Origin of the sequence: Bradyrhizobium guangdongense (assembly GCF_006483445.1) — a bacterium.
Taxonomy (GTDB): Bacteria; Pseudomonadota; Alphaproteobacteria; order Rhizobiales; family Xanthobacteraceae; genus Bradyrhizobium; species Bradyrhizobium guangdongense_A.
Genome location: NZ_PPPT01000055.1, coordinates 1 through 17,616, shown reverse-complemented (window position 1 = coordinate 17,616; position 17,616 = coordinate 1). Strand labels below are relative to the sequence as shown.

Sequence of the window (17,616 nt, the reverse complement as noted above, 5' to 3'; positions counted from 1 at the left end):
GCGGCCCTCGAAGTTGCGGTTCGAGGTCGAGGCGCAGCGCTCTTCGGGCTTCAGCTTGTCGGGGTTCATCGCGAGGCACATCGAGCAGCCCGGCTCACGCCATTCGAAGCCGGCCTTGATGAAGATCTTGTCGAGGCCCTCGGCCTCCGCCTGCTCCTTCACGAGGCCGGAGCCCGGCACGACCATGGCGTTGACATGCGCTGACACGGCCTTGCCTTCGGCAATCTTCGCCGCCGCGCGCAAATCCTCGATGCGACCGTTGGTGCAGGAGCCGATGAAGATGCGGTCGACCTTGATGTCGGTGATCTTCGTGCCCGCCGTCAGGCCCATGTACTTCAAGGCGCGATGCTTGGAGAGGCGCTTGGCTTCGTCCGCAATCTTGTCCGGATCGGGCACGAAGCCGGTCACCGAGACGACGTCCTCAGGGCTGGTGCCCCAGGTCACGATCGGCGGCAGCTTGGCGGCGTCGAGGCGCAGCTCGTTGTCGAACTGCGCGCCCTCGTCGGAGCGCAGCTTCTCCCAGTACCGCATGGCGGCATCCCAATCCGCGCCCTTCGGAGCCTTCGGGCGGCCACGCAGGAAATCGAACGCCTTCTGGTCGGGCGCAACGAGGCCGGCGCGCGCGCCGCCTTCGATCGACATGTTGCAGACCGTCATGCGGCCTTCCATGCTGAGCGCGCTGATCGCATCGCCCGCATATTCCAGCACGTAGCCGGTGCCGCCGGCGGTGCCGATCTCGCCGATGATGGCCAGGATGATATCCTTGCCCGTCACGCCATCAGGCAATTTGCCGTCGACGGTGACGCGCATGTTCTTCGCCTTCTTCTGGATCAGCGTCTGCGTCGCCAGCACGTGCTCGACCTCCGACGTGCCGATGCCGTGCGCGAGCGCGCCGAACGCGCCATGCGTCGAGGTGTGGCTGTCACCGCAGACGATCGTGGTACCGGGCAGCGTAAAACCCTGCTCGGGGCCGATGACGTGGACGACGCCCTGGCGCCTGTCGAACTCGTCGTAATATTCGATGCCGAATTCCTTGGCGTTGTCGGCGAGCGCCTTGATCTGCTCGATGCTCTCCGGATCCGGGTTCGGCTTGGTGCGATCGGTGGTCGGCACGTTGTGGTCGACGACGGCGAGCGTCTTCTCGGGCGCGCGGACCTTGCGGCCGGTGGCGCGCAGGCCTTCGAACGCCTGCGGCGAGGTCACTTCGTGCACCAGGTGGCGGTCGATATAGAGCAGGCAGGTGCCGTCTTCGGCTTCGTGCACCAGATGGTCGTTCCAGATCTTGTCGTACAGCGTGGTCGGCTTGGACATGTGCGTCAGCTCCAGCAATGTTTGATAGCTTAGGAAGCGCGGATAGCGCGCGCGGCAAAAAGATCGTCAGCGCAGCCCTCAGGCTGCGGAACTAAGCTCTGACGTTGCCGAGGTCGCAAAGCGTCCGAAGAACCGGCCAGGCAGCCGCGAGCGATCGTCGATGACGATGCGCTTGATCGGCTCAATACTGGTCTGATCTGGAACCATTCTACGAATATATAGCAGGGAGAATTGGAAGCGCGAGGGCTTTGACGCGTAGCTGCCACGCAACAAAAAAGCGCGGGGCTTTCGCGACCCGCGCTTTTCGGAAACCGACTGTAAGCTGCGCTTACTCGTTGGCGGCGGCCGCGCGGTCCTGCTTCTCGACGATACGCGCCGACTTGCCGCGGAGGTTGCGGAGATAATAGAGCTTGGCGCGACGCACCTTGCCGCGACGCACCACCTTGATCGAGTCGATCATCGGCGACATCACCGGGAACACGCGTTCCACGCCCTCGCCGTAGGAGATCTTGCGCACGGTGAAGCTCTCGTTGAGGCCACCGCCGGAACGGCCGATGCAGACGCCCTCATAGGCCTGCACGCGGGTGCGGTCGCCTTCGACGACCTTCACGTTGACGATCAGGGTGTCGCCCGGCGCGAAATCCGGGATGTCCTTGCCGGCGGACAGCTTGTCGAATTGCTCTTGTTCGAGCTGCTTGATCAGGTTCATGGGTAAATCTCCATCGGCGCGCCCAGCCTTGCGAAACGGGGGCTGCGTGAAATTCGTCTATCCAGCCATTGCGGATTTGGCGCTCGTATAAGGCAAGCCGGAGCGTTTGTCACCCGTCTGTCGTGCTTTTTGGCTCTTTTTGGCGGGCGGGCCGTTTTGGGACAGGACGCGGGATTTGCGCCCACAAATCCGGCCGCCGGGCGGCCGTCAGGGCCTCGGATTCAGCCCGCCGCCAGGCCGCGACCTTGGCATGGTCGCCGGAGGTCAGGATCTCCGGGATCGCCACCCCCTCAAAGAGCTGCGGACGGGTGTATTGCGGGTACTCCAAGAGCCCGTCCGAGAAGCTTTCCTCGGTCCCGGAGGCCTCCTTGCCCATGACCCCCGGCAACAGCCGGACGCAGGCGTCGATCAGGGCGAGGGCTGCGATTTCACCCCCGGACAGCACGTAATCGCCGATTGAGACCTCCTCGAGGCCCCGCCCGTCGATCACCCGCTGATCCACGCCCTCGAACCGGCCGCAGACAATCAGGGGGCCGGGTCCTTGCGCGAGTTCCACGACGCGGGCCTGGGTCAATGGCCGACCCCGCGGGCTCATCAGCAATTTTGGCCGATCCGGGCCTATTTCGGCGGCGTCAATTGCGGCGGCCAGCACGTCGGCCCGTAGCACCATGCCCGGCCCGCCCCCGGCCGGCGTGTCGTCGACGCTGCGGTGGCGGTCGGTGGCGGAGGCCCTTATGTCCCGCGCCTCAAGCTCCCAGAGCCCGGACGCGAGCGCCCGGCCGGCCAGGCTCACGCCGAGCGGCCCCGGAAACATCTCCGGAAACAGCGTCAGCACGGTCGCGCGCCAGGGTGAGGAACTCGTCATCGTTTCTCAGCTCTCGTCATCCCGGACAAGCACGCGGAGCAGCGCGCCGATCCGGGATCCATAACCACCGCAGCCCGTTTTGCGATGGATGGTGCAATCAGCTTAGCCAAAACCACGGCCTGTGGTTATGGGTCCCGGCCCCCCGTGCGCTCTTTGCGCACTAGGCCGGGACGACCCGGGGAGGGATCGTCATCCCGATCCTCGCCGTCGATCTCCTGCGGCAGCGCGATCACGACGCGCCCGCCCGCAATGTCGACCTCCGGCACCACAGCATTGGTGAAGGGCAACAGCATCGACGTGCCCTTGGGCGGCGCGATCTCGATGATGTCGCCGGCGCCGAAATTATGGATCGCGAGCACACGGCCGAGCGGCTCGCCTTCCGGGGTGACGGCGGCAAGTCCAATCAGATCAGTGTGGTAATATTCGTCGGCTTCGGTCGCAGGCAGCTTTTCGCGCGCGACATAGAGCTCGATGCCGTTGAGGCGCTCGGCCTCATCGCGGGTCGCAACACCCTTGAACGTTGCGACCAGATGATCCTTGGCCTCGCGCACCTCAGCGATTTCGAACTGGCGCCTGCCGTCCTTGGACAGCAGCGGACCGTAGCGACGCACGGCAAAGGGATCTTCCGTAAAAGTCCACAGTTTGACCGCGCCGCGCACACCATGCGCGGCGCCGATCCGCGCGACGCAGACCAGCGCCGGCATGCGCTGGCCTTAAGCCTTGGCTGCGGCTTCGGCCTGCGCCTTGCGCTCCTTGCGCGGCACGGCCTTCTCGGGGTTGTTGCGCGCTTCGCGCTTCTTGACGCCGGCGGCGTCGAGGAAACGCGCCACGCGGTCGGACGGCTGCGCGCCCTTGGCGAGCCAGGCCTTCACCTTGTCCATGTCGAGCTTCAGGCGGGTCTCGTTGTCCTTCGGCAGCAGCGGGTTGAAATGGCCGAGACGCTCGATGAAGCGGCCATCGCGGGGGAAGCGCGAGTCGGCGACGACGACGTGATAAACGGGACGCTTCTTGGTGCCTGCGCGGGCGAGGCGGATAACGACGGACATTTAGTTCTCCTTCAAAGTACGTTTTGTTCGGTTGATTGGTATTCCGCGTCGCGCGAGACCGATGCGATCCCGTGCAACGAATTCCTCATTTCTTCTTGCCGGGAAAACCGCCGAGCCCCGGAAGGGTCGGCTTGCCGCTGAGGCCCGTAAGCCCCGGCAAATTCGGCAGGCCCGAGCGAAGACCGGGCGGCAGATCCTTCGGCAGGCTGGGCAGGCCCTGTCCGCCGCCCGCGCCTTGCATCTTCTCCTGCATCGCCTTCATCTCTTCGGGCGAAGGCATCTTCATGCCGCCGCCAAAGCCCATGGCCTGCGCGATGCCGGCGAGCGGGCCCCGCTTGCCCGAGCCCATGGCCTTCATCACGTCGGCCATGTTCCGGTGCATCTTCAGGAGCTTGTTGACGTGCTCGACGCTCTGGCCGGAACCTGCGGCGATGCGCTTCTTGCGGCTGGCCTTGAGCAGATCGGGATGACGCCGCTCGTCGCGCGTCATGGAATCGATGATCGCGACCTGGCGCTTCAGGATCTTGTCGTCGATCCCGGCGGCCGCGATCTGGTTCTTCATCTTGGCAATGCCGGGCATCATGCCCATCAGGCCGCCGATGCCGCCCATGCTCGCCATCTGCTGCAATTGCTCGCGCATGTCGTTGAGGTCGAACTGCCCCTTGCGCATGCGCTCGGCGACACGCGCGGCCTTCTCCGCATCGATATTGGCGGCGGCCTTCTCGACCAGCGACACCACGTCGCCCATGCCGAGGATGCGCCCCGCAATACGTGAGGGGTGGAAGTCTTCCAGCGCGTCGGTCTTTTCGCCGGTACCGATCAGCTTGATCGGCTTGCCCGTGACAGCGCGCATCGACAGCGCGGCGCCGCCGCGGCCGTCACCGTCCACACGCGTCAGCACGATGCCGGTGAGGCCCACGCGCTGATCGAAGGCGCGGGCGAGGTTGACGGCATCCTGGCCGGTGAGCGAGTCCGCGACCAGCAGCACTTCATGCGGATTGGCGGCGGATTTGATCGCGGCGGCTTCCGCCATCATCTCTTCGTCGAGCGTGGTGCGGCCGGCGGTGTCGAGCAGCACGATGTCGTAGCCGCCGAGCTTGGCGGCTTCCAGCGCGCGCTTCGCAATCTGCGGCGGCTGCTGTCCCGCAACGATCGGGAGCGTCGGAATGTCGAGGTCGCGGCCGAGCACGGCCAACTGCTCCATCGCCGCCGGACGGTAGACGTCGAGCGAGGCCATCAGCACCTTGCGCTTGTCGCGCTGGACCAGGCGGCGGGCGAGCTTTGCGGTGGTGGTGGTCTTACCGGAGCCCTGCAGACCGACCATCATGATCGGCACCGGCGGCACGGCGTTGACGTCGATGGTCTGTCCGTCCGAGCCGAGCGTGTTGACGAGCTCGTCATGGACGATCTTGACGACCATCTGGCCGGGGGTCACCGACTTGACGACGGTGGCGCCGATCGCCTGCTCGCGGACGCGGTCGGTGAAGCTGCGCACCACTTCCAACGCGACGTCGGCTTCCAGCAGCGCGCGGCGCACTTCGCGCATCGCGGCGTCGACGTCCTTTTCGGTCAGCGCACCGCGCCCCGTCAGACGATCGAGGATGCCACCAAGCTTTTCCGACAGATTGTCGAACAATGAAGTCGTCCTTTGTCAGCCCTGCGCGAAACGCGATCTTCCAAACACCTTTGCGCCCGAGGGCGCACAGCGCTGTCGGGCGTTGGCCTCTGGCCTCGGGGCCAGTCGGCGGGTCGAAAAGAAAGCCTTTCCGAGAAAGTCCGCGCCTTAAACGCCGCCGGGGCCCGAAAGTCAAGGAAAGTTAGGTGCGGCAGGCCCGACCGTTAAGGCAAGTGCCTGAAAATATTCCGGTTCTTGTCCCATGTTCCAATTCGGCCGGCGCCGCCCATATAGGCGGTGATGTCATACCGTCCGCTCACACCCTGAAATCCCGGCCGTGCCGATCACCCGCCGCCGCTTCTTTGGATCATTTGCCGGCCTCGCCGGGGCCATCGGTGCGCCGTCCCTCTGGATGACCTACATGAAAACCTACGACGGACCCGTCTCGGACCATTTTGACGGGCTGCAATTCTTCGATCCCGACGGCGCGCCACCGAAATCGCTGGCTGAGGTCCTGCGCTGGCAGTTCGGCAGCGGCCGCAAGCGTGCGGCCTGGCCGGACTGGGCGCCGAGCCCGCATGCCGATACGCCGCCGCCGCGCGTCGAGGGCGACAAGGTGCGCCTCGCCTATGTCGGCCACGCGAGCTGGCTGATCCAGGCCGCAGGTCTCAACATCCTCGTCGATCCCGTCTGGTCGGAGCGGGTCTCGCCGGTCGGCTTTGCCGGTCCCAGGCGGCGCAACGATCCCGGCATCGCCTTCGACAAGCTGCCCGACATCGACATCGTGCTGGTGTCGCACGGCCATTACGATCATCTCGATATCGCGACGCTGTCGAAGCTCGCCGCGACCCACGCGCCGCGCGTGATCACGCCGCTCGGCAACGACATCACCATGCGCGAGTCGGATTCTGCGATCAAAGCCGAGGCGTTCGACTGGCATGACCGCATCGAGCTCGGCAACGGCCTTGCCGTCACGCTGGTGGCGACGCGGCACTGGTCGGCGCGCGGCCTGTTCGATCGCAACAAGGCGCTGTGGGCGAGTTTTGTGCTGGAGACGCCGGCGGGCAAGCTCTACATCGTCTGCGATTCCGGCTACGGCGAAGGCAAGCATTTTCGCCGTGTCGCCGAGACGCACGGCCCGCTGCGGCTCGCGATCCTGCCGATCGGCGCCTATGAGCCGCGCTGGTTCATGCGCGACCAGCACATGAATCCGGAAGACGCCGTGAAGGCGCTGGCGGACTGCGGCGCGCAGGACGCGCTCGCACATCATCATGGCACGTTCCAGCTCACGGATGAAGCGATTGACGCACCGGTGCAGGCGTTGGCGGAGGCGCTGAAAGCGGCCGACGTTCCGCCGGAGCGGTTCGTTGCGCTGAAGCCGGGGCAGGTGGTGGAGATTTAGCTCCATCCACGCACACCGCTCGTGCCCCGGACGCGGCGCAGCACGCAGTGGTGCGCTGCTGAGCCGGGGCCCATGTCGCCGCATTGTGCCGTGTTGCTTTCTGGGTCCCGGCTCGGCGCAGCGTCACTGCGTGCCGCTGCGCGTCCGGGACACGAGACCTATTGCTCTTTGGCCTTGATCGCCCAGCTCACACTCACGCTCACCGACAGCGTTTCTTCGCCGGGAGAGATCGGCACAGGCGCGGCAGCAGCCATAGGCGCGGGCGCCATCCGGGCCTTGAACATCGGCACCGCTCCGCCGCCTTCCGTGATCGCGAGCGGCGCACCCAGCGTGACGCCGGCGGCCTTTGCATAAATCTCCGCCTTGCGTCGCGCGTCCGCAAGCGCCTGTTCGCGCGCACCGTCGAGCAGTTTTGAGGCCTGCGTCACTTCGAAGGAGATGTTGCCGACATCGTTGGCACCCGCAGTGACCAGCGTGTCGATCACGCTGGCGACCTTGGTCACGTCGCGGATCCTCACCGTGACGCGATTGCTGGCGCGAAAACTGACGATGCCGCGCTGCGACTCCGAGACCTTGGACGAGGTGGCATACATTGGCTGCAGCGACAGCCGCGAGGTCTGGTAGTCCTTCTCGTCGATGCCTGCGCCTTTCAGCGCCAGCAGCACCTTGCCCATCGCCGCATTGTTGGCGTCGGATGCCTCCTTCGCGGTCTTGGCGTCATTGGCAACGCCGGCATCGATATGGGCGAGATCGGGCGCGGCGGAGATGGTGGCTTCGCCGCTGACCGAAATCGCGGATGGAAAATCATCGGCAAATACGGGCGTTGCCGCGAGTGCGACGGCGAAGATGGCGGCGAGGGTGACGGGGCTCTTCATCATTTTCACTTCAGTGGCACGTAGACGTTGATCACGAGCTTGTCCTCGGCCGTCTTCAGGGGATCGGTGAGGTACTCCTCGATGAACGTGTCCTTGGCCTCGAGCTTCTTGTCGTCGAGGTGATTGGTGATCGCCTCATAGGTGTTGTCCATGTTGTCGTAGGAGCCGCGGTGGACGAACTTCAGCGCCTTGCCTTCAGGCGATTTGCCGACGCTCATGTCCTTGGCGAGATTCTTCGGGTCCTGCTCGACCGGAATCTCGGCGAGGAAGGTGAAGCCGGTGTCGTCGGTCGAGGTGTAGACGATCATCATGTTGCCGGCCGCCTTGATGCCCTGCTTGGTGAGCAGGCCGTTCAGCGCCTTGAAGGCGTCGATCAGGGTGTCGAAGGCCGAGTCCCAGTTCGCGGTGCCCTTCACCATCACGACCTTCTTCGGCTCCAGCGAGAACTCCTCGCCAAAGGGATCGGCGGTCTTGACGGGAACGTCTGACGGCGCCGGGCTGGCCGCGGGCGGCGTGGCCGGGCTGGGCGAGGGAGAGGCGCTGGCCGCCGGGGTCGGGCTTGTTGCCGGACTTGGGCTTGCCGCGGGAGCGCTACTTGCTGCCGGAGCCGGGGTGGTCGCGGGCGCTGCGCTGGCGGCAGGCGAGGGCGAAGCGGCGGGGGATGCACTCGCCGCCGGAGCCGGAGACGCCGATGGCGCCGGCGAAGGGCTCGCCGAGGCCGCAGGCGCCGGGTTTGAACTCGGATTTGGACTGGCTGACTGCGCCAAAGCGCTAAAATTGCTCAGCGAAACGGCCGCTGCCGGGATCAGCGCGGCCAAAGCGAGGCGGAAGATGAAGGGGCGGTTCATTCTCATGTCTCCAAGGCCGGTCCCAAAGCAGAAGTCCAAAGTCAAAGTCCCAAAGTCAAAGTGCAAACCCATCCAGGGCGCGTCCCGGTGCGCGCGAAACGCCGCCGTTCTAACACGCGTCCGCCGAATTCGTCCCATGACAGGTGCGTCATAGGCGGGTGCGCCAAATCACTGGTCAAGCCGCCAATGATCGCCATATAAGACAGGCGAAATTCAGGATATTTCATGAGCGCGCTGGCCAATCACGCATTTGCCAAGATGAACGGTATCGGCAACGAGATCGTGGTCGTCGACATGCGCGATTCCAAGAACCCGGTCACGTCGGACGACGCCCGCGCTGTCGCATCCCCCCAAGGGGGCGTGCCCTATGACCAGCTCATGGTGCTGCAGAAGCCGCGGCTCGACGGCACCGAGGCCTTCATCCGCATCTACAACAATGACGGCTCGGAGGCCGGCGCCTGCGGCAACGGCATGCGCTGCGTGGTGCGGCGCATCTTCGAGAAGACCGGCCAGACCACCGCGACTTTCGAGACCGCGGCCGGCCTGCTCAATTGCTGGCAGGGTCCGGCGCCCGACCTCTATACGGTCGACATGGGCGCGCCGAAGTTCGGCTGGCAGGACATTCCGCTGGCGGAAGAGTTTCGCGACACCCGCTACATCGAATTGCAGATCGGGCCGATCGACAATCCGATCCTGCATTCGCCTTCGGCCGTGAACATGGGCAACCCGCACGCGATCTTCTGGGTCGACGACGTCAATGCCTATGATCTCGGGCGCATCGGACCGCTCCTGGAAAATCATCCGGTCTTCCCGGACCGCGCCAACATCACGCTCGCCCATATCGTCGATCGCGATCACATCACGATCCGCACCTGGGAGCGCGGCGCCGGCCTGACCCGCGCCTGCGGCTCGGCGGCCTGCGCCACGGCCGTGGCGGCCGCGCGGCTGAAGCGCGCCAACCGCAATGTCGAGATCACGCTGCCGGGCGGCAAGCTCGGCATCGAATGGCGGGAGCGCGACGATCACGTGCTGATGACGGGTACGGCGACGTTCGAGTACGAGGGCAATTTCGATCCGGCGCTGTTCGCGCCGGTGGCCTGATGGCCGTCGACATCGTCACCTTCGGTTGCCGCCTCAACGCTTTCGAGGCCGAGGTGATCCGCCGCGAGGCGGAAGGCGCGGGTCTTTCCGATACCATCGTGATCAATAGTTGCGCCGTCACCAACGAGGCGGTGGCGCAGGCGCGGCAGTCGATCCGCAAATTGAAGCGCGAGCGGCCGAATTCGCGCATCGTCGTCACCGGCTGCGCGGCGCAGACGCAAAGTCGCATGTTCGCCGACATGGAAGAGGTCGATCGCGTCGTCGGCAATGACGACAAGATGCGCGCGTCAGCGTGGCGCGAGGCCCGCGATGCCTTTGATGTCGACGCAGGCGAGAAGATCGCGGTCAGCGACATCATGGCCGTGAAGGAAATGGCGCCGCATCTCCTCGACGGTTTTGCGAGCGGCCTGCCGCGCGTCTTCGTGCAGGTGCAGAACGGCTGCGACCATCGCTGCACCTTCTGCATCATTCCCTACGGCCGCGGCAATTCGCGCTCCGTGCCGATGGGTGCGGTCGTGGAGCAGGTGCGCGCGCTCGTCGAGCGCGGCCATGCCGAGATCGTGCTGACCGGCGTCGATCTCACCAGCTACGGCGCCGATCTTCCGGGCGCGCCGAAGCTCGGTGCGCTGACCAAGCAGATCCTGCGGCATGTGCCGGAATTGAAGCGCCTGCGCATCTCCTCGATCGATTCCATTGAGGCCGATGCCGATCTGCTCGACGCCATCGCCGACGATGCGCGGCTGATGCCGCATCTGCATCTGTCGCTGCAGTCGGGCGACGACATGATCTTGAAGCGCATGAAACGGCGGCATTTGCGCGATGACGCGATCGATTTCTGCGCGCAGGTGCGGCGGCTGCGGCCGGACATCGTGCTCGGTGCCGATATCATCGCCGGCTTTCCGACCGAGACGGAGGAGATGTTTGCGCGTTCGCTCGATCTCGTTGGGGAATGCGGCCTCACCTTCCTCCACGTTTTCCCCTACTCGCCGCGCCCGGGCACGCCGGCCGCGCGGATGCCGCAAGTCGCGGGCGCCGTGATCAAGGAGCGCGCGAAGCGACTGCGTGCCGCGGGCGAAGCGGCGTTGCAGAAGCGGCTGCGGGCTGAAGTGGGCGCGATGCGCAACGTGCTGATCGAAAGCGACAGCCAAGGGCGCACGGAGCATTATCTGCCGGTGGCGATCGCGGGTGAGTGCGTGAGCAGTGTGGTGCCGCTGAGGATCGTCGGGAGTGACGGCGCGCGGCTTACGGTGTAGCAGCCCGGCCGCTGCAGTTGATCGCAAACTGGACTCATCACGTCGTCACGGCGGACCCAAACCTTGCGATGATAACAATATACACCTGATTTGCCCGACGGGTCAAGGACTATTTCGTAAAATCCGCAGTCGTCCATCCCGCCGATTTTCTACTGTGCATGGGGTTGTTTTCGACCTTGGGTGCCGGGACGACAGTTTCCTAAGACGCCCGCACCTGCCAGAACCGCAGCGTGCGCTTCGCATTCTCGGGCGTCATCCTGGCAAAATGGTTTTGCGCCTTTGCGAGGTCGGCAGGCTTCATCGAGCCGGTGGCGTAGCGGCATTCCAGCACGGCGCTGGTGGTTTCCCAGCTCAACTGCGCCGCACGGCAGGGCACCAGCAGGCCGTCGTCGCGCAGGCTCTGCATCAGCGGGCGAATGACTTCGACCGTGGTGCCTGCCAGCGCCGCCAACGCCGCCACGGCTTCTTCATAGCGCCGGTTCACGGCAAATCCGCGCAGCGTCATCTCGGAGAGCTGGCCGGCTTCCTTGAGCTTGTCGACGGCGCGCTTGGCGCCGACGAAGTCGCGGATGCCGGACATCTCGCGGTCGGTGCCTGCGGCAACTGACGCAATCGCGTTCTGGATTTCCTCGAACAGATGCGGCGGCGCGCGCAACAGCAGGCGCTGGCGGACGCTGTCGGTCGCCGAGCGCAGCAACTGCCGGCGAAAGTCCGGGGGCAGGTCGATGCGCACGCCGACCTGGACCGTCAATTCGGGATCGCTCTCGGCTTGGCCGACGATGGTTGCGAACCCCTTGAGCGAGAATCGTGCGCCGGGATTGGCGGCGATCTTGCGGCTGACGCTTGGGTAGCGGCGCGCCAGGAGAGCCTCCGTCACCACTTCCTTCAACCACCAGCGACCGGCGATCGCGAGCAGATGCTGCTCGCTCTTGGTCGTGGCGATCTCGATCAGCTCGTCCTCGCCGAGGCGCGGCGATTCCTGCAGAACGGGGCCGGCGATCCTGATCTCGTCATGATGCGCAAGGCGGCGGATGACGGTGGGCGGCGCCTGCGCGATCGGCGCAAGTTGGGTGCTGATCTCGGCGAGTGCGACCCGCGCGCCCATGTCGGCGATGGCGCGCAGCTCGATGGTCTTGATGAGACGCTCGAGCACGTCGTCGAACAGCGCGATCTGCTCGTCGTTGAAGCTGCCGGCCGATGACAAAAAGAGGTCGGTGACGCGCTGCGCGGTTTCCAGGCGCTTCTCGGGCGAACCGAGACGAATGGCCGCGTCGACCTCGTCGATGATCGATTGCTGGGCCTGTGACATGGCGCGTTGCTCGTCCTGAGCGGGATCCGGATGCTTTTCTAAGCAATGGATATCTTTAGAGATAACCGCTGAACGGACCGTTAAGCATATGGCGCGCAGCGCGGGAGCGGTGCGCCGCTACTCGCCGTTCCAGCCGCAGGCTTTGAGCCGTTCCTGCATGTGCGGCGGCGCAGGCGCCACCACGCGGATCGGCTCCTTGTTCCGGGAAATCGGCACCACGATCTCGCGGGAATGCAGATGTAGCCGCGGCTCGCCGAAGCGTGGGCCGTTGCCATAGATATTGTCGCCAAGGATCGGCCAGCCCTGGGCGGCCGAATGCACCCGCAATTGATGGGTACGGCCGGTCACCGGTTCCATCGCGAGCCAGGTCAGGCCCTCGCCCCGGCCCATGACCTTCCAGTTGGTGATCGCCTTCTGCCCCTCAGGATCGGGCTTCTGCCACCAGCCGCGCTCGGCATTGAGCCGTCCCAGCGGCAGGTCGATGGTGCCTTCGTTCTCGGCAGGTCCGCCCTCGACCACGGTCCAGTAGGTCTTGCCGATCTTGCCGTGCTTGAACAGCAGGCCGAGCGAGGCGGTCGCCTTGCGATGGCGGCCGAGCACGAGGCAGCCGGATGTGTCCTTGTCCAGCCGGTGGGCCAGAACCGGCGGCCGCGGCAGGCCGAAGCGCAGCGCGTCGAACGACGCCTCCAGATTGGCGCCGCCCTTGGGGCCGCGATGCACGGGCAGCCCGGCCGGCTTGTCGATGACCAGCATCAATCCGTCGCGATGGAGCACGCGCGCCAGGATCTCGTCAGCGGTCAATTCGGGAACATCGAGCAATTGCAAGACTTTCGTTTACGGGCGGGAACGGCTAACACGCCCCCATGAACGATACCACCTCCGACACAACCAAACTGAGCTGGTGGCGCCGCCTCTCCAACGGGCTGAAGCGCACGTCATCGTCGCTCGGCACGGCGGTCGCCGACCTCGTCACCAAGCGCAAGCTCGACCGCGCCATGCTCGACGACATCGAGGACGTCCTGCTGCGCGCCGATCTCGGCACCGAAGTGGCAGTCCGCATCGCGGACGCCGTCGGCACCGGCCGCTACGACAAGGCGATCTCGGCCGACGAGGTGAAGGACGTCGTCGCGACCGAAGTCGAGAAGGTGCTGTCGCCGGTTGCCAAGCCGCTGGTGATCGATGCGGGCAAGAAGCCCTTCGTCATCCTCGTGGTCGGCGTCAACGGCTCCGGCAAGACCACGACGATCGGAAAACTCTCGCAGAAATTCGCGTCCGAAGGCTGCAAGGTCATGCTCGCCGCTGGCGACACGTTTCGCGCAGCGGCCATTGAGCAGCTCAAGGTGTGGGGCGAGCGGACCAAGACACCGGTGATCGCGGCCGCGCAGGGCTCTGATTCCGCAAGCCTCGCCTTCAATGCGCTGACGGCGGCGACCGAGCAGAAGACCGACGTGCTCCTGATCGACACCGCCGGCCGCCTCCAGAACAAGGCCGAGCTGATGAACGAGCTCGAAAAGGTCGTGCGCGTGATCCGCAAGGTGGACGACACTGCGCCGCATGCCGTGCTGCTGGTGCTTGACGCGACCGTCGGCCAGAATGCGCTGTCGCAGGTCGAGGCTTTTCATCGCACCGCAGGCGTTACCGGCCTCGTGATGACAAAACTCGACGGCACCGCGCGCGGCGGCATTCTGGTGGCGCTCGCCGAAAAGTTCAAACTGCCGGTGCATTTCATCGGCGTCGGCGAAGGTGTCGACGATCTCGCGCCGTTCACCGCGCGCGACTTCGCCCGCGCCATTGCCGGAATCGAAAGCTAGGGACCGAGAGCTGATGGACAAGACCCAGCCGCATCCGCTGTTCAAGCTCGCGACCGAGCTCGGCCCTCTGCTCGTGTTCTTCTTCGTGAATGCGAAGTTCAACCTGTTCGCCGCGACCGGCGCCTTCATGGTCGCGATCGTCATTGCGATGGTCGCGTCCTATGTGGTGACGCGGCACATCCCGATCATGGCGATCGTGACGGGCGTGATCGTGCTTGTCTTCGGCACCTTGACGTTGGTGCTGCACGACGAGACCTTCATCAAGGTCAAGCCGACCATCATCTACGGCCTGTTCGCGGCGATCCTCGGCGGCGGGCTGCTGTTCGGCCGCTCCTTCATTGCCGTCATGTTCGACCAGGTCTTCAACCTGACCTCGCAGGGCTGGCGCATCCTGACGCTGCGCTGGGCGCTGTTCTTCTTCGCCATGGCGATTTTGAACGAGATCATCTGGCGTACCCAGACCACGGACTTTTGGGTCAACTTCAAGGTCTTTGGCGTGACGCCGCTGACGATGATCTTTGCGATTGCGCAGATGCCGCTGACCAAGCGCTATCATCTCGCGCCCGTGTCGCTGGAGACGAGCGAAGCGGAAGCGGGGGATGTGAGGAAGGGGTAGGTCTTTCCACAGTCATTCCGGGTTCGATGCTATCGCATCGCCCCGGAATGACTGTCGTCATTTCAACGCCTTCTCCAGCTCCGGCATCAACACCGTCTGAAGATTGCTGGGCGTGATCGGGCCGACAAGCTTGTAGACGATGGTGCCCTCGCGCCCGACGACAAACGTCTCCGGCACGCCATAGACCCCCCATTCGATCGAGGCGCGGCCGTTGGGGTCGACGCCGACGCTGCCGAAGGGATTGCCGTAGCGCCCGAGGAAGCGACGCGCATTGTCGGCGGCGTCCTTATAGTTGATGCCGACGAGCTGGAAGCGTTTGTCCTTCGCAAGCTCGGTGAGCAGCGGCGCTTCGTCGTGACAGGGTACGCACCACGACGCCCAGACATTGACGAGGCTCACCTTGCCCTTGAATCCTGCGGGATCGAGCCCGGGAACCTGCGCGCCATCGGCCTGAAGGCCTTCGAGCTGTGGCAGCACAGTTTGCGGCGCAGGCCGACCGATCAGCGCTGACGGAATTTTGGAGGGATCGCCGCTGCCGAGGCGAAACCAGAACAGCGCGGCAAGCCCAAGGAATGCGATCAGCGGCAACGCCACCAGAAAGGTGCGGCGCGGCGGCGATGCCGTTGTGGTCGACGGTTCGCTCATCTCATATCCGTCGCACTGCGGCCGGAGCGCCTGGTGATGCCGCTTTCTTCCAGCGCGCGCAGGCGCTGCGTCTGGCTGCGATAGTCGATGATGACCCAGACGATCAGGATGATCACCACGAGCGCGACGGCGAGATACGACGTGACGATGAAGGAGGCGTAGGGACCAAGTGACATGATTACGCCGCCCGTTGACTTGCCTGCATCATCTGCAGGGAGCGGACGCGGCGGCGCAAAATCTCGTTGCGCATCGCCGCCAGATGCAGCGTGAGGAACAGCAGCGTGAATGCGACAGCCATCACGAGAAGCGGAATCAAGAACGACTTGTCGAGCGTCGAGCCGCCCATGCGCATCACGGAGGCCGGCTGATGCAGCGTGTTCCACCAGTCCACCGAGAACTTGATGATCGGCAGATTGATCGCGCCGACCAGCGTCAGCACGGCAGCCGCGCGCGCCGCACGCGAGGGATCGTCGACCGCACGCCACAGCGCCATCAGGCCGAGATACATCAAAAACAGGATCAGCACGGAGGTGAGCCGCGCATCCCATTCCCAATAGGTGCCCCACATCGGCCGGCCCCACAGCGATCCCGTGAGCAGCGCGAGGAAGGTGAAGGCCGCCCCGATCGGGGCTGCGGCCTTCGCCGCGACGTCAGCGAGCGGATGCCGCCATACCAGCGTGCCGAGCGAGGCGATGCTCATCACGCCCCAGACGAACATCGACAGCCAGGCATTCGGCACATGGATGAACATGATCTTCACCGTCGCGCCCTGCTGATAATCGTCGGGCGCGAGCGAGGTCTGGTAGAGCCCGACCGCGAGCAGGATGACGGTCGCAGCCGCAAGCCACGGCAGCAGCCGCGCTGTCAGCGCGAGGAACCGCGTGGGATTGGCGAGGTCGATCAGCGTCATGGCATCCTGATAATCGCGGGGGTCACGGGAGGCAATCAGCACAAAAGAAGTTGTCGAAAGTTGATCGGGGTCAAGGTCAGTCCAACCCATGACGGAGGCTCGCGGCAGCCGCGAACGGTCCGACCACGAGACTGACCAGCGACAGCGCGCAAAGGATCGAGAATGGCGCCCCGAAGGTCATGGGACCGACGATCACGGCCTGCGAGGCCGCAACTCCGAAAATCAGCACGGGAATCGACAGCGGCAGCACCAGCACCGCCATCAGCAGCCCGCCCCGATGCAACGTCACCGCCAGCGCCGCGCCGATCATGCCGGTGAAGGTCAGCGCCGGCGTGCCCGCCAGCAGCGTCAGCGCCACGGCGCCGGTTGCGACCGCGTCCAGGTTGAGCAGCAGCCCGAGCACGGGGGTTGCGACAATCAGCGGCAGACCGCTCGCGATCCAGTGCGCCAGCGCCTTCGCCGCGCAGGACAGTTCCAGCGGCGTCCGGCTCATCGTGATGAGGTCGAGCGAGCCGTCGTCATGGTCGGCCATGAACAGACGGTCGAGCGTGAGCAGGCTCGCGAGCAGCGCCCCGAGCCAGAGGATCGCCGGTCCCAGCCGGGACAGCAGCGCCAGGTCCGGTCCCACCGCAAACGGCATCAGGACCACGACCGTCAGGAAGAACAGCACCCCGATCAGCGCCCCGCCGCCGACCCGGAGCGCGATCTTGATGTCCCGGCGAATCAGTGCGGCGAGGGCGGTCATGCCGGGCCTCGCGCCCGCTGCGGGCCGTTGAAAAGCTGAGGGTAGCTGGTCCTCATGCCGCGCCTCCGATCCGCAGCTCCCGCGCGTCGATCCCGAGCGGCGCATGGGTTGCTGCCACGATCAGCCCGCCGCGCCCCAAATGCTCCCGCATCAGGCCGCAAAACATGTCCTGGCCGGCCGTATCCAGCGCCGTGGTCGGCTCGTCCAGCAGCCAGATTGGGCGGCGGATCGTGAGCAGGCGGGCCAGCGACAGCCGGCGGCGCTGGCCGGCGGAGAGAAACGCGGCCGGCAGATGGGTGGCATGGTCGAGGCCGACGGTTGCGAGGCTCTTACCGGCGTCACCGCGCTCCCCGCCGAGGAAATCGGCCCAGAACGACAGGTTTTCGGCCACGCTGAGCGCCGGCTTCAGCGCGTCGCGGTGGCCGAGATAGTGGCACTGCTCGGGAATCGTCAGCTCGGCATCGCCACCATCAAGCGCAATCGTGCCGCCGGCCGGCACCAGCAGCCCCGCGATCAGCCGCAGCAGCGAGGTCTTGCCGGAGCCGTTGCGGCCGA

General features: G+C 65.4%; 20 protein-coding genes. 5 read left to right on the top strand and 15 right to left on the bottom strand.

Going from position 1 to position 17,616, the window contains the following annotated elements:
• The 6 genes from leuC to ffh all read right to left on the bottom strand — a co-directional run.
• Positions 1-1,311 (bottom strand): 3-isopropylmalate dehydratase large subunit (gene leuC / locus C2U70_RS08445; protein WP_140977542.1); only part of this gene is annotated, 1,311 nt, incomplete at its 3' end.
• A 328-nt stretch (positions 1,312-1,639) separates the two neighbouring features.
• The gene (rplS, locus tag C2U70_RS08440; protein WP_140977541.1) at positions 1,640-2,020 is read right to left on the bottom strand and encodes a 50S ribosomal protein L19; all 381 of its coding nucleotides are present in this window, start codon (positions 2,018-2,020) and stop codon (positions 1,640-1,642) included.
• A gap of 109 nt (positions 2,021-2,129) precedes the next feature.
• Positions 2,130-2,885, bottom strand: a complete 756-nt coding sequence (gene trmD, locus C2U70_RS08435) for a tRNA (guanosine(37)-N1)-methyltransferase TrmD (protein WP_140977540.1) — start codon at positions 2,883-2,885, stop codon at positions 2,130-2,132.
• A gap of 125 nt (positions 2,886-3,010) precedes the next feature.
• Positions 3,011-3,589, bottom strand: a complete 579-nt coding sequence (gene rimM, locus C2U70_RS08430; RefSeq protein WP_140977539.1) for a ribosome maturation factor RimM — start codon at positions 3,587-3,589, stop codon at positions 3,011-3,013.
• Between the two features lie 9 nt (positions 3,590-3,598).
• Entirely contained in the window at positions 3,599-3,931 is a 333-nt protein-coding gene (gene rpsP / locus C2U70_RS08425) for a 30S ribosomal protein S16 (RefSeq protein ID WP_025032875.1), read from the bottom strand.
• A gap of 85 nt (positions 3,932-4,016) precedes the next feature.
• On the bottom strand, positions 4,017-5,567 hold the full coding sequence (ffh, locus tag C2U70_RS08420; protein WP_140977538.1) for a signal recognition particle protein: 1,551 nt from the start codon (positions 5,565-5,567) through the stop codon (positions 4,017-4,019).
• Between the two features lie 316 nt (positions 5,568-5,883).
• Here ffh and C2U70_RS08415 point away from each other — a divergent pair, with 316 nt between their 5' ends.
• Positions 5,884-6,948, top strand: a complete 1,065-nt coding sequence (locus C2U70_RS08415) for an MBL fold metallo-hydrolase (protein ID WP_186294139.1) — start codon at positions 5,884-5,886, stop codon at positions 6,946-6,948.
• A 158-nt stretch (positions 6,949-7,106) separates the two neighbouring features.
• Here C2U70_RS08415 and C2U70_RS08410 read toward each other — a convergent pair whose 3' ends face one another.
• Both C2U70_RS08410 and C2U70_RS08405 read right to left on the bottom strand, forming a co-directional pair.
• The gene (locus C2U70_RS08410; RefSeq protein ID WP_186294140.1) at positions 7,107-7,823 is read right to left on the bottom strand and encodes an SIMPL domain-containing protein; all 717 of its coding nucleotides are present in this window, start codon (positions 7,821-7,823) and stop codon (positions 7,107-7,109) included.
• Positions 7,824-7,828: 5 nt separating this feature from the next.
• A complete protein-coding gene (locus C2U70_RS08405) occupies positions 7,829-8,671 on the bottom strand; it encodes a GyrI-like domain-containing protein (protein WP_140977536.1) in 843 nt (280 codons plus the stop codon).
• A gap of 225 nt (positions 8,672-8,896) precedes the next feature.
• On the opposite strand from C2U70_RS08405, the gene dapF reads away from it, so the two are divergent.
• Entirely contained in the window at positions 8,897-9,772 is an 876-nt protein-coding gene (gene dapF / locus C2U70_RS08400) for a diaminopimelate epimerase (RefSeq protein WP_140977535.1), read from the top strand.
• Entirely contained in the window at positions 9,772-11,025 is a 1,254-nt protein-coding gene (gene mtaB / locus C2U70_RS08395; RefSeq protein WP_140977534.1) for a tRNA (N(6)-L-threonylcarbamoyladenosine(37)-C(2))-methylthiotransferase MtaB, read from the top strand. Before dapF ends, mtaB begins: the two co-directional genes overlap by 1 nt.
• Before the next feature lie 199 nt (positions 11,026-11,224).
• Here the strand turns inward: mtaB and C2U70_RS08390 are convergent, their stop codons facing one another.
• Positions 11,225-12,334, bottom strand: a complete 1,110-nt coding sequence (locus C2U70_RS08390) for a DUF2336 domain-containing protein (RefSeq protein WP_140977533.1) — start codon at positions 12,332-12,334, stop codon at positions 11,225-11,227.
• 117 nt (positions 12,335-12,451) lie between these two features.
• Positions 12,452-13,153 carry an RluA family pseudouridine synthase gene (locus tag C2U70_RS08385; protein WP_186294138.1) on the bottom strand — a complete coding sequence of 234 codons (702 nt, stop codon included), beginning with the start codon at positions 13,151-13,153 and terminating at the stop codon, positions 12,452-12,454.
• Between the two features lie 44 nt (positions 13,154-13,197).
• Here C2U70_RS08385 and ftsY point away from each other — a divergent pair, with 44 nt between their 5' ends.
• Both ftsY and C2U70_RS08375 read left to right on the top strand, forming a co-directional pair.
• Positions 13,198-14,145, top strand: coding sequence for a signal recognition particle-docking protein FtsY (gene ftsY / locus C2U70_RS08380; RefSeq protein ID WP_140977532.1), 948 nt, complete (start codon positions 13,198-13,200; stop codon positions 14,143-14,145).
• 13 nt (positions 14,146-14,158) lie between these two features.
• A complete protein-coding gene (locus C2U70_RS08375; protein ID WP_140977531.1) occupies positions 14,159-14,761 on the top strand; it encodes a septation protein A in 603 nt (200 codons plus the stop codon).
• Positions 14,762-14,818: 57 nt separating this feature from the next.
• Here C2U70_RS08375 and C2U70_RS08370 read toward each other — a convergent pair whose 3' ends face one another.
• The 5 genes from C2U70_RS08370 to ccmA all read right to left on the bottom strand — a co-directional run.
• Positions 14,819-15,406, bottom strand: coding sequence for a DsbE family thiol:disulfide interchange protein (locus tag C2U70_RS08370; RefSeq protein WP_140977530.1), 588 nt, complete (start codon positions 15,404-15,406; stop codon positions 14,819-14,821).
• The gene (ccmD, locus tag C2U70_RS08365) at positions 15,403-15,582 is read right to left on the bottom strand and encodes a heme exporter protein CcmD (protein ID WP_140977529.1); all 180 of its coding nucleotides are present in this window, start codon (positions 15,580-15,582) and stop codon (positions 15,403-15,405) included. Before ccmD ends, C2U70_RS08370 begins: the two co-directional genes overlap by 4 nt.
• A gap of 2 nt (positions 15,583-15,584) precedes the next feature.
• Positions 15,585-16,316, bottom strand: coding sequence for a heme ABC transporter permease (locus C2U70_RS08360; protein WP_140977528.1), 732 nt, complete (start codon positions 16,314-16,316; stop codon positions 15,585-15,587).
• Between the two features lie 76 nt (positions 16,317-16,392).
• Positions 16,393-17,061: a heme exporter protein CcmB gene (gene ccmB / locus C2U70_RS08355; protein ID WP_140977527.1), complete on the bottom strand. Its 669-nt coding sequence runs from the start codon at positions 17,059-17,061 to the stop codon at positions 16,393-16,395.
• Positions 17,062-17,113: 52 nt separating this feature from the next.
• The coding region (ccmA, locus tag C2U70_RS08350) for a heme ABC exporter ATP-binding protein CcmA (protein WP_140977526.1) at positions 17,114-17,616 on the bottom strand (503 nt) is incomplete at its 5' end.

Bases quoted from the DNA above. Each gene is read 5' to 3' on its own strand.
- rplS (WP_140977541.1), bottom strand. From the start codon at position 2,020: ATGAACCTGATCAAGCAGCTCGAACAAGAGCAATTCGACAAGCTGTCC.
- trmD (WP_140977540.1), bottom strand. From the start codon at position 2,885: ATGACGAGTTCCTCACCCTGGCGCGCGACCGTGCTGACGCTGTTTCCG.
- rimM (WP_140977539.1), bottom strand. From the start codon at position 3,589: ATGCCGGCGCTGGTCTGCGTCGCGCGGATCGGCGCCGCGCATGGTGTG.
- rpsP (WP_025032875.1), bottom strand. From the start codon at position 3,931: ATGTCCGTCGTTATCCGCCTCGCCCGCGCAGGCACCAAGAAGCGTCCC.
- C2U70_RS08410 (WP_186294140.1), bottom strand. From the start codon at position 7,823: ATGAAGAGCCCCGTCACCCTCGCCGCCATCTTCGCCGTCGCACTCGCG.
- C2U70_RS08405 (WP_140977536.1), bottom strand. From the start codon at position 8,671: ATGAACCGCCCCTTCATCTTCCGCCTCGCTTTGGCCGCGCTGATCCCG.
- dapF (WP_140977535.1), top strand. From the start codon at position 8,897: ATGAGCGCGCTGGCCAATCACGCATTTGCCAAGATGAACGGTATCGGC.
- mtaB (WP_140977534.1), top strand. From the start codon at position 9,772: ATGGCCGTCGACATCGTCACCTTCGGTTGCCGCCTCAACGCTTTCGAG.
- C2U70_RS08390 (WP_140977533.1), bottom strand. From the start codon at position 12,334: ATGTCACAGGCCCAGCAATCGATCATCGACGAGGTCGACGCGGCCATT.
- ftsY (WP_140977532.1), top strand. From the start codon at position 13,198: ATGAACGATACCACCTCCGACACAACCAAACTGAGCTGGTGGCGCCGC.
- C2U70_RS08375 (WP_140977531.1), top strand. From the start codon at position 14,159: ATGGACAAGACCCAGCCGCATCCGCTGTTCAAGCTCGCGACCGAGCTC.
- C2U70_RS08370 (WP_140977530.1), bottom strand. From the start codon at position 15,406: ATGAGCGAACCGTCGACCACAACGGCATCGCCGCCGCGCCGCACCTTT.
- ccmD (WP_140977529.1), bottom strand. From the start codon at position 15,582: ATGTCACTTGGTCCCTACGCCTCCTTCATCGTCACGTCGTATCTCGCC.
- C2U70_RS08360 (WP_140977528.1), bottom strand. From the start codon at position 16,316: ATGACGCTGATCGACCTCGCCAATCCCACGCGGTTCCTCGCGCTGACA.
- ccmB (WP_140977527.1), bottom strand. From the start codon at position 17,061: ATGACCGCCCTCGCCGCACTGATTCGCCGGGACATCAAGATCGCGCTC.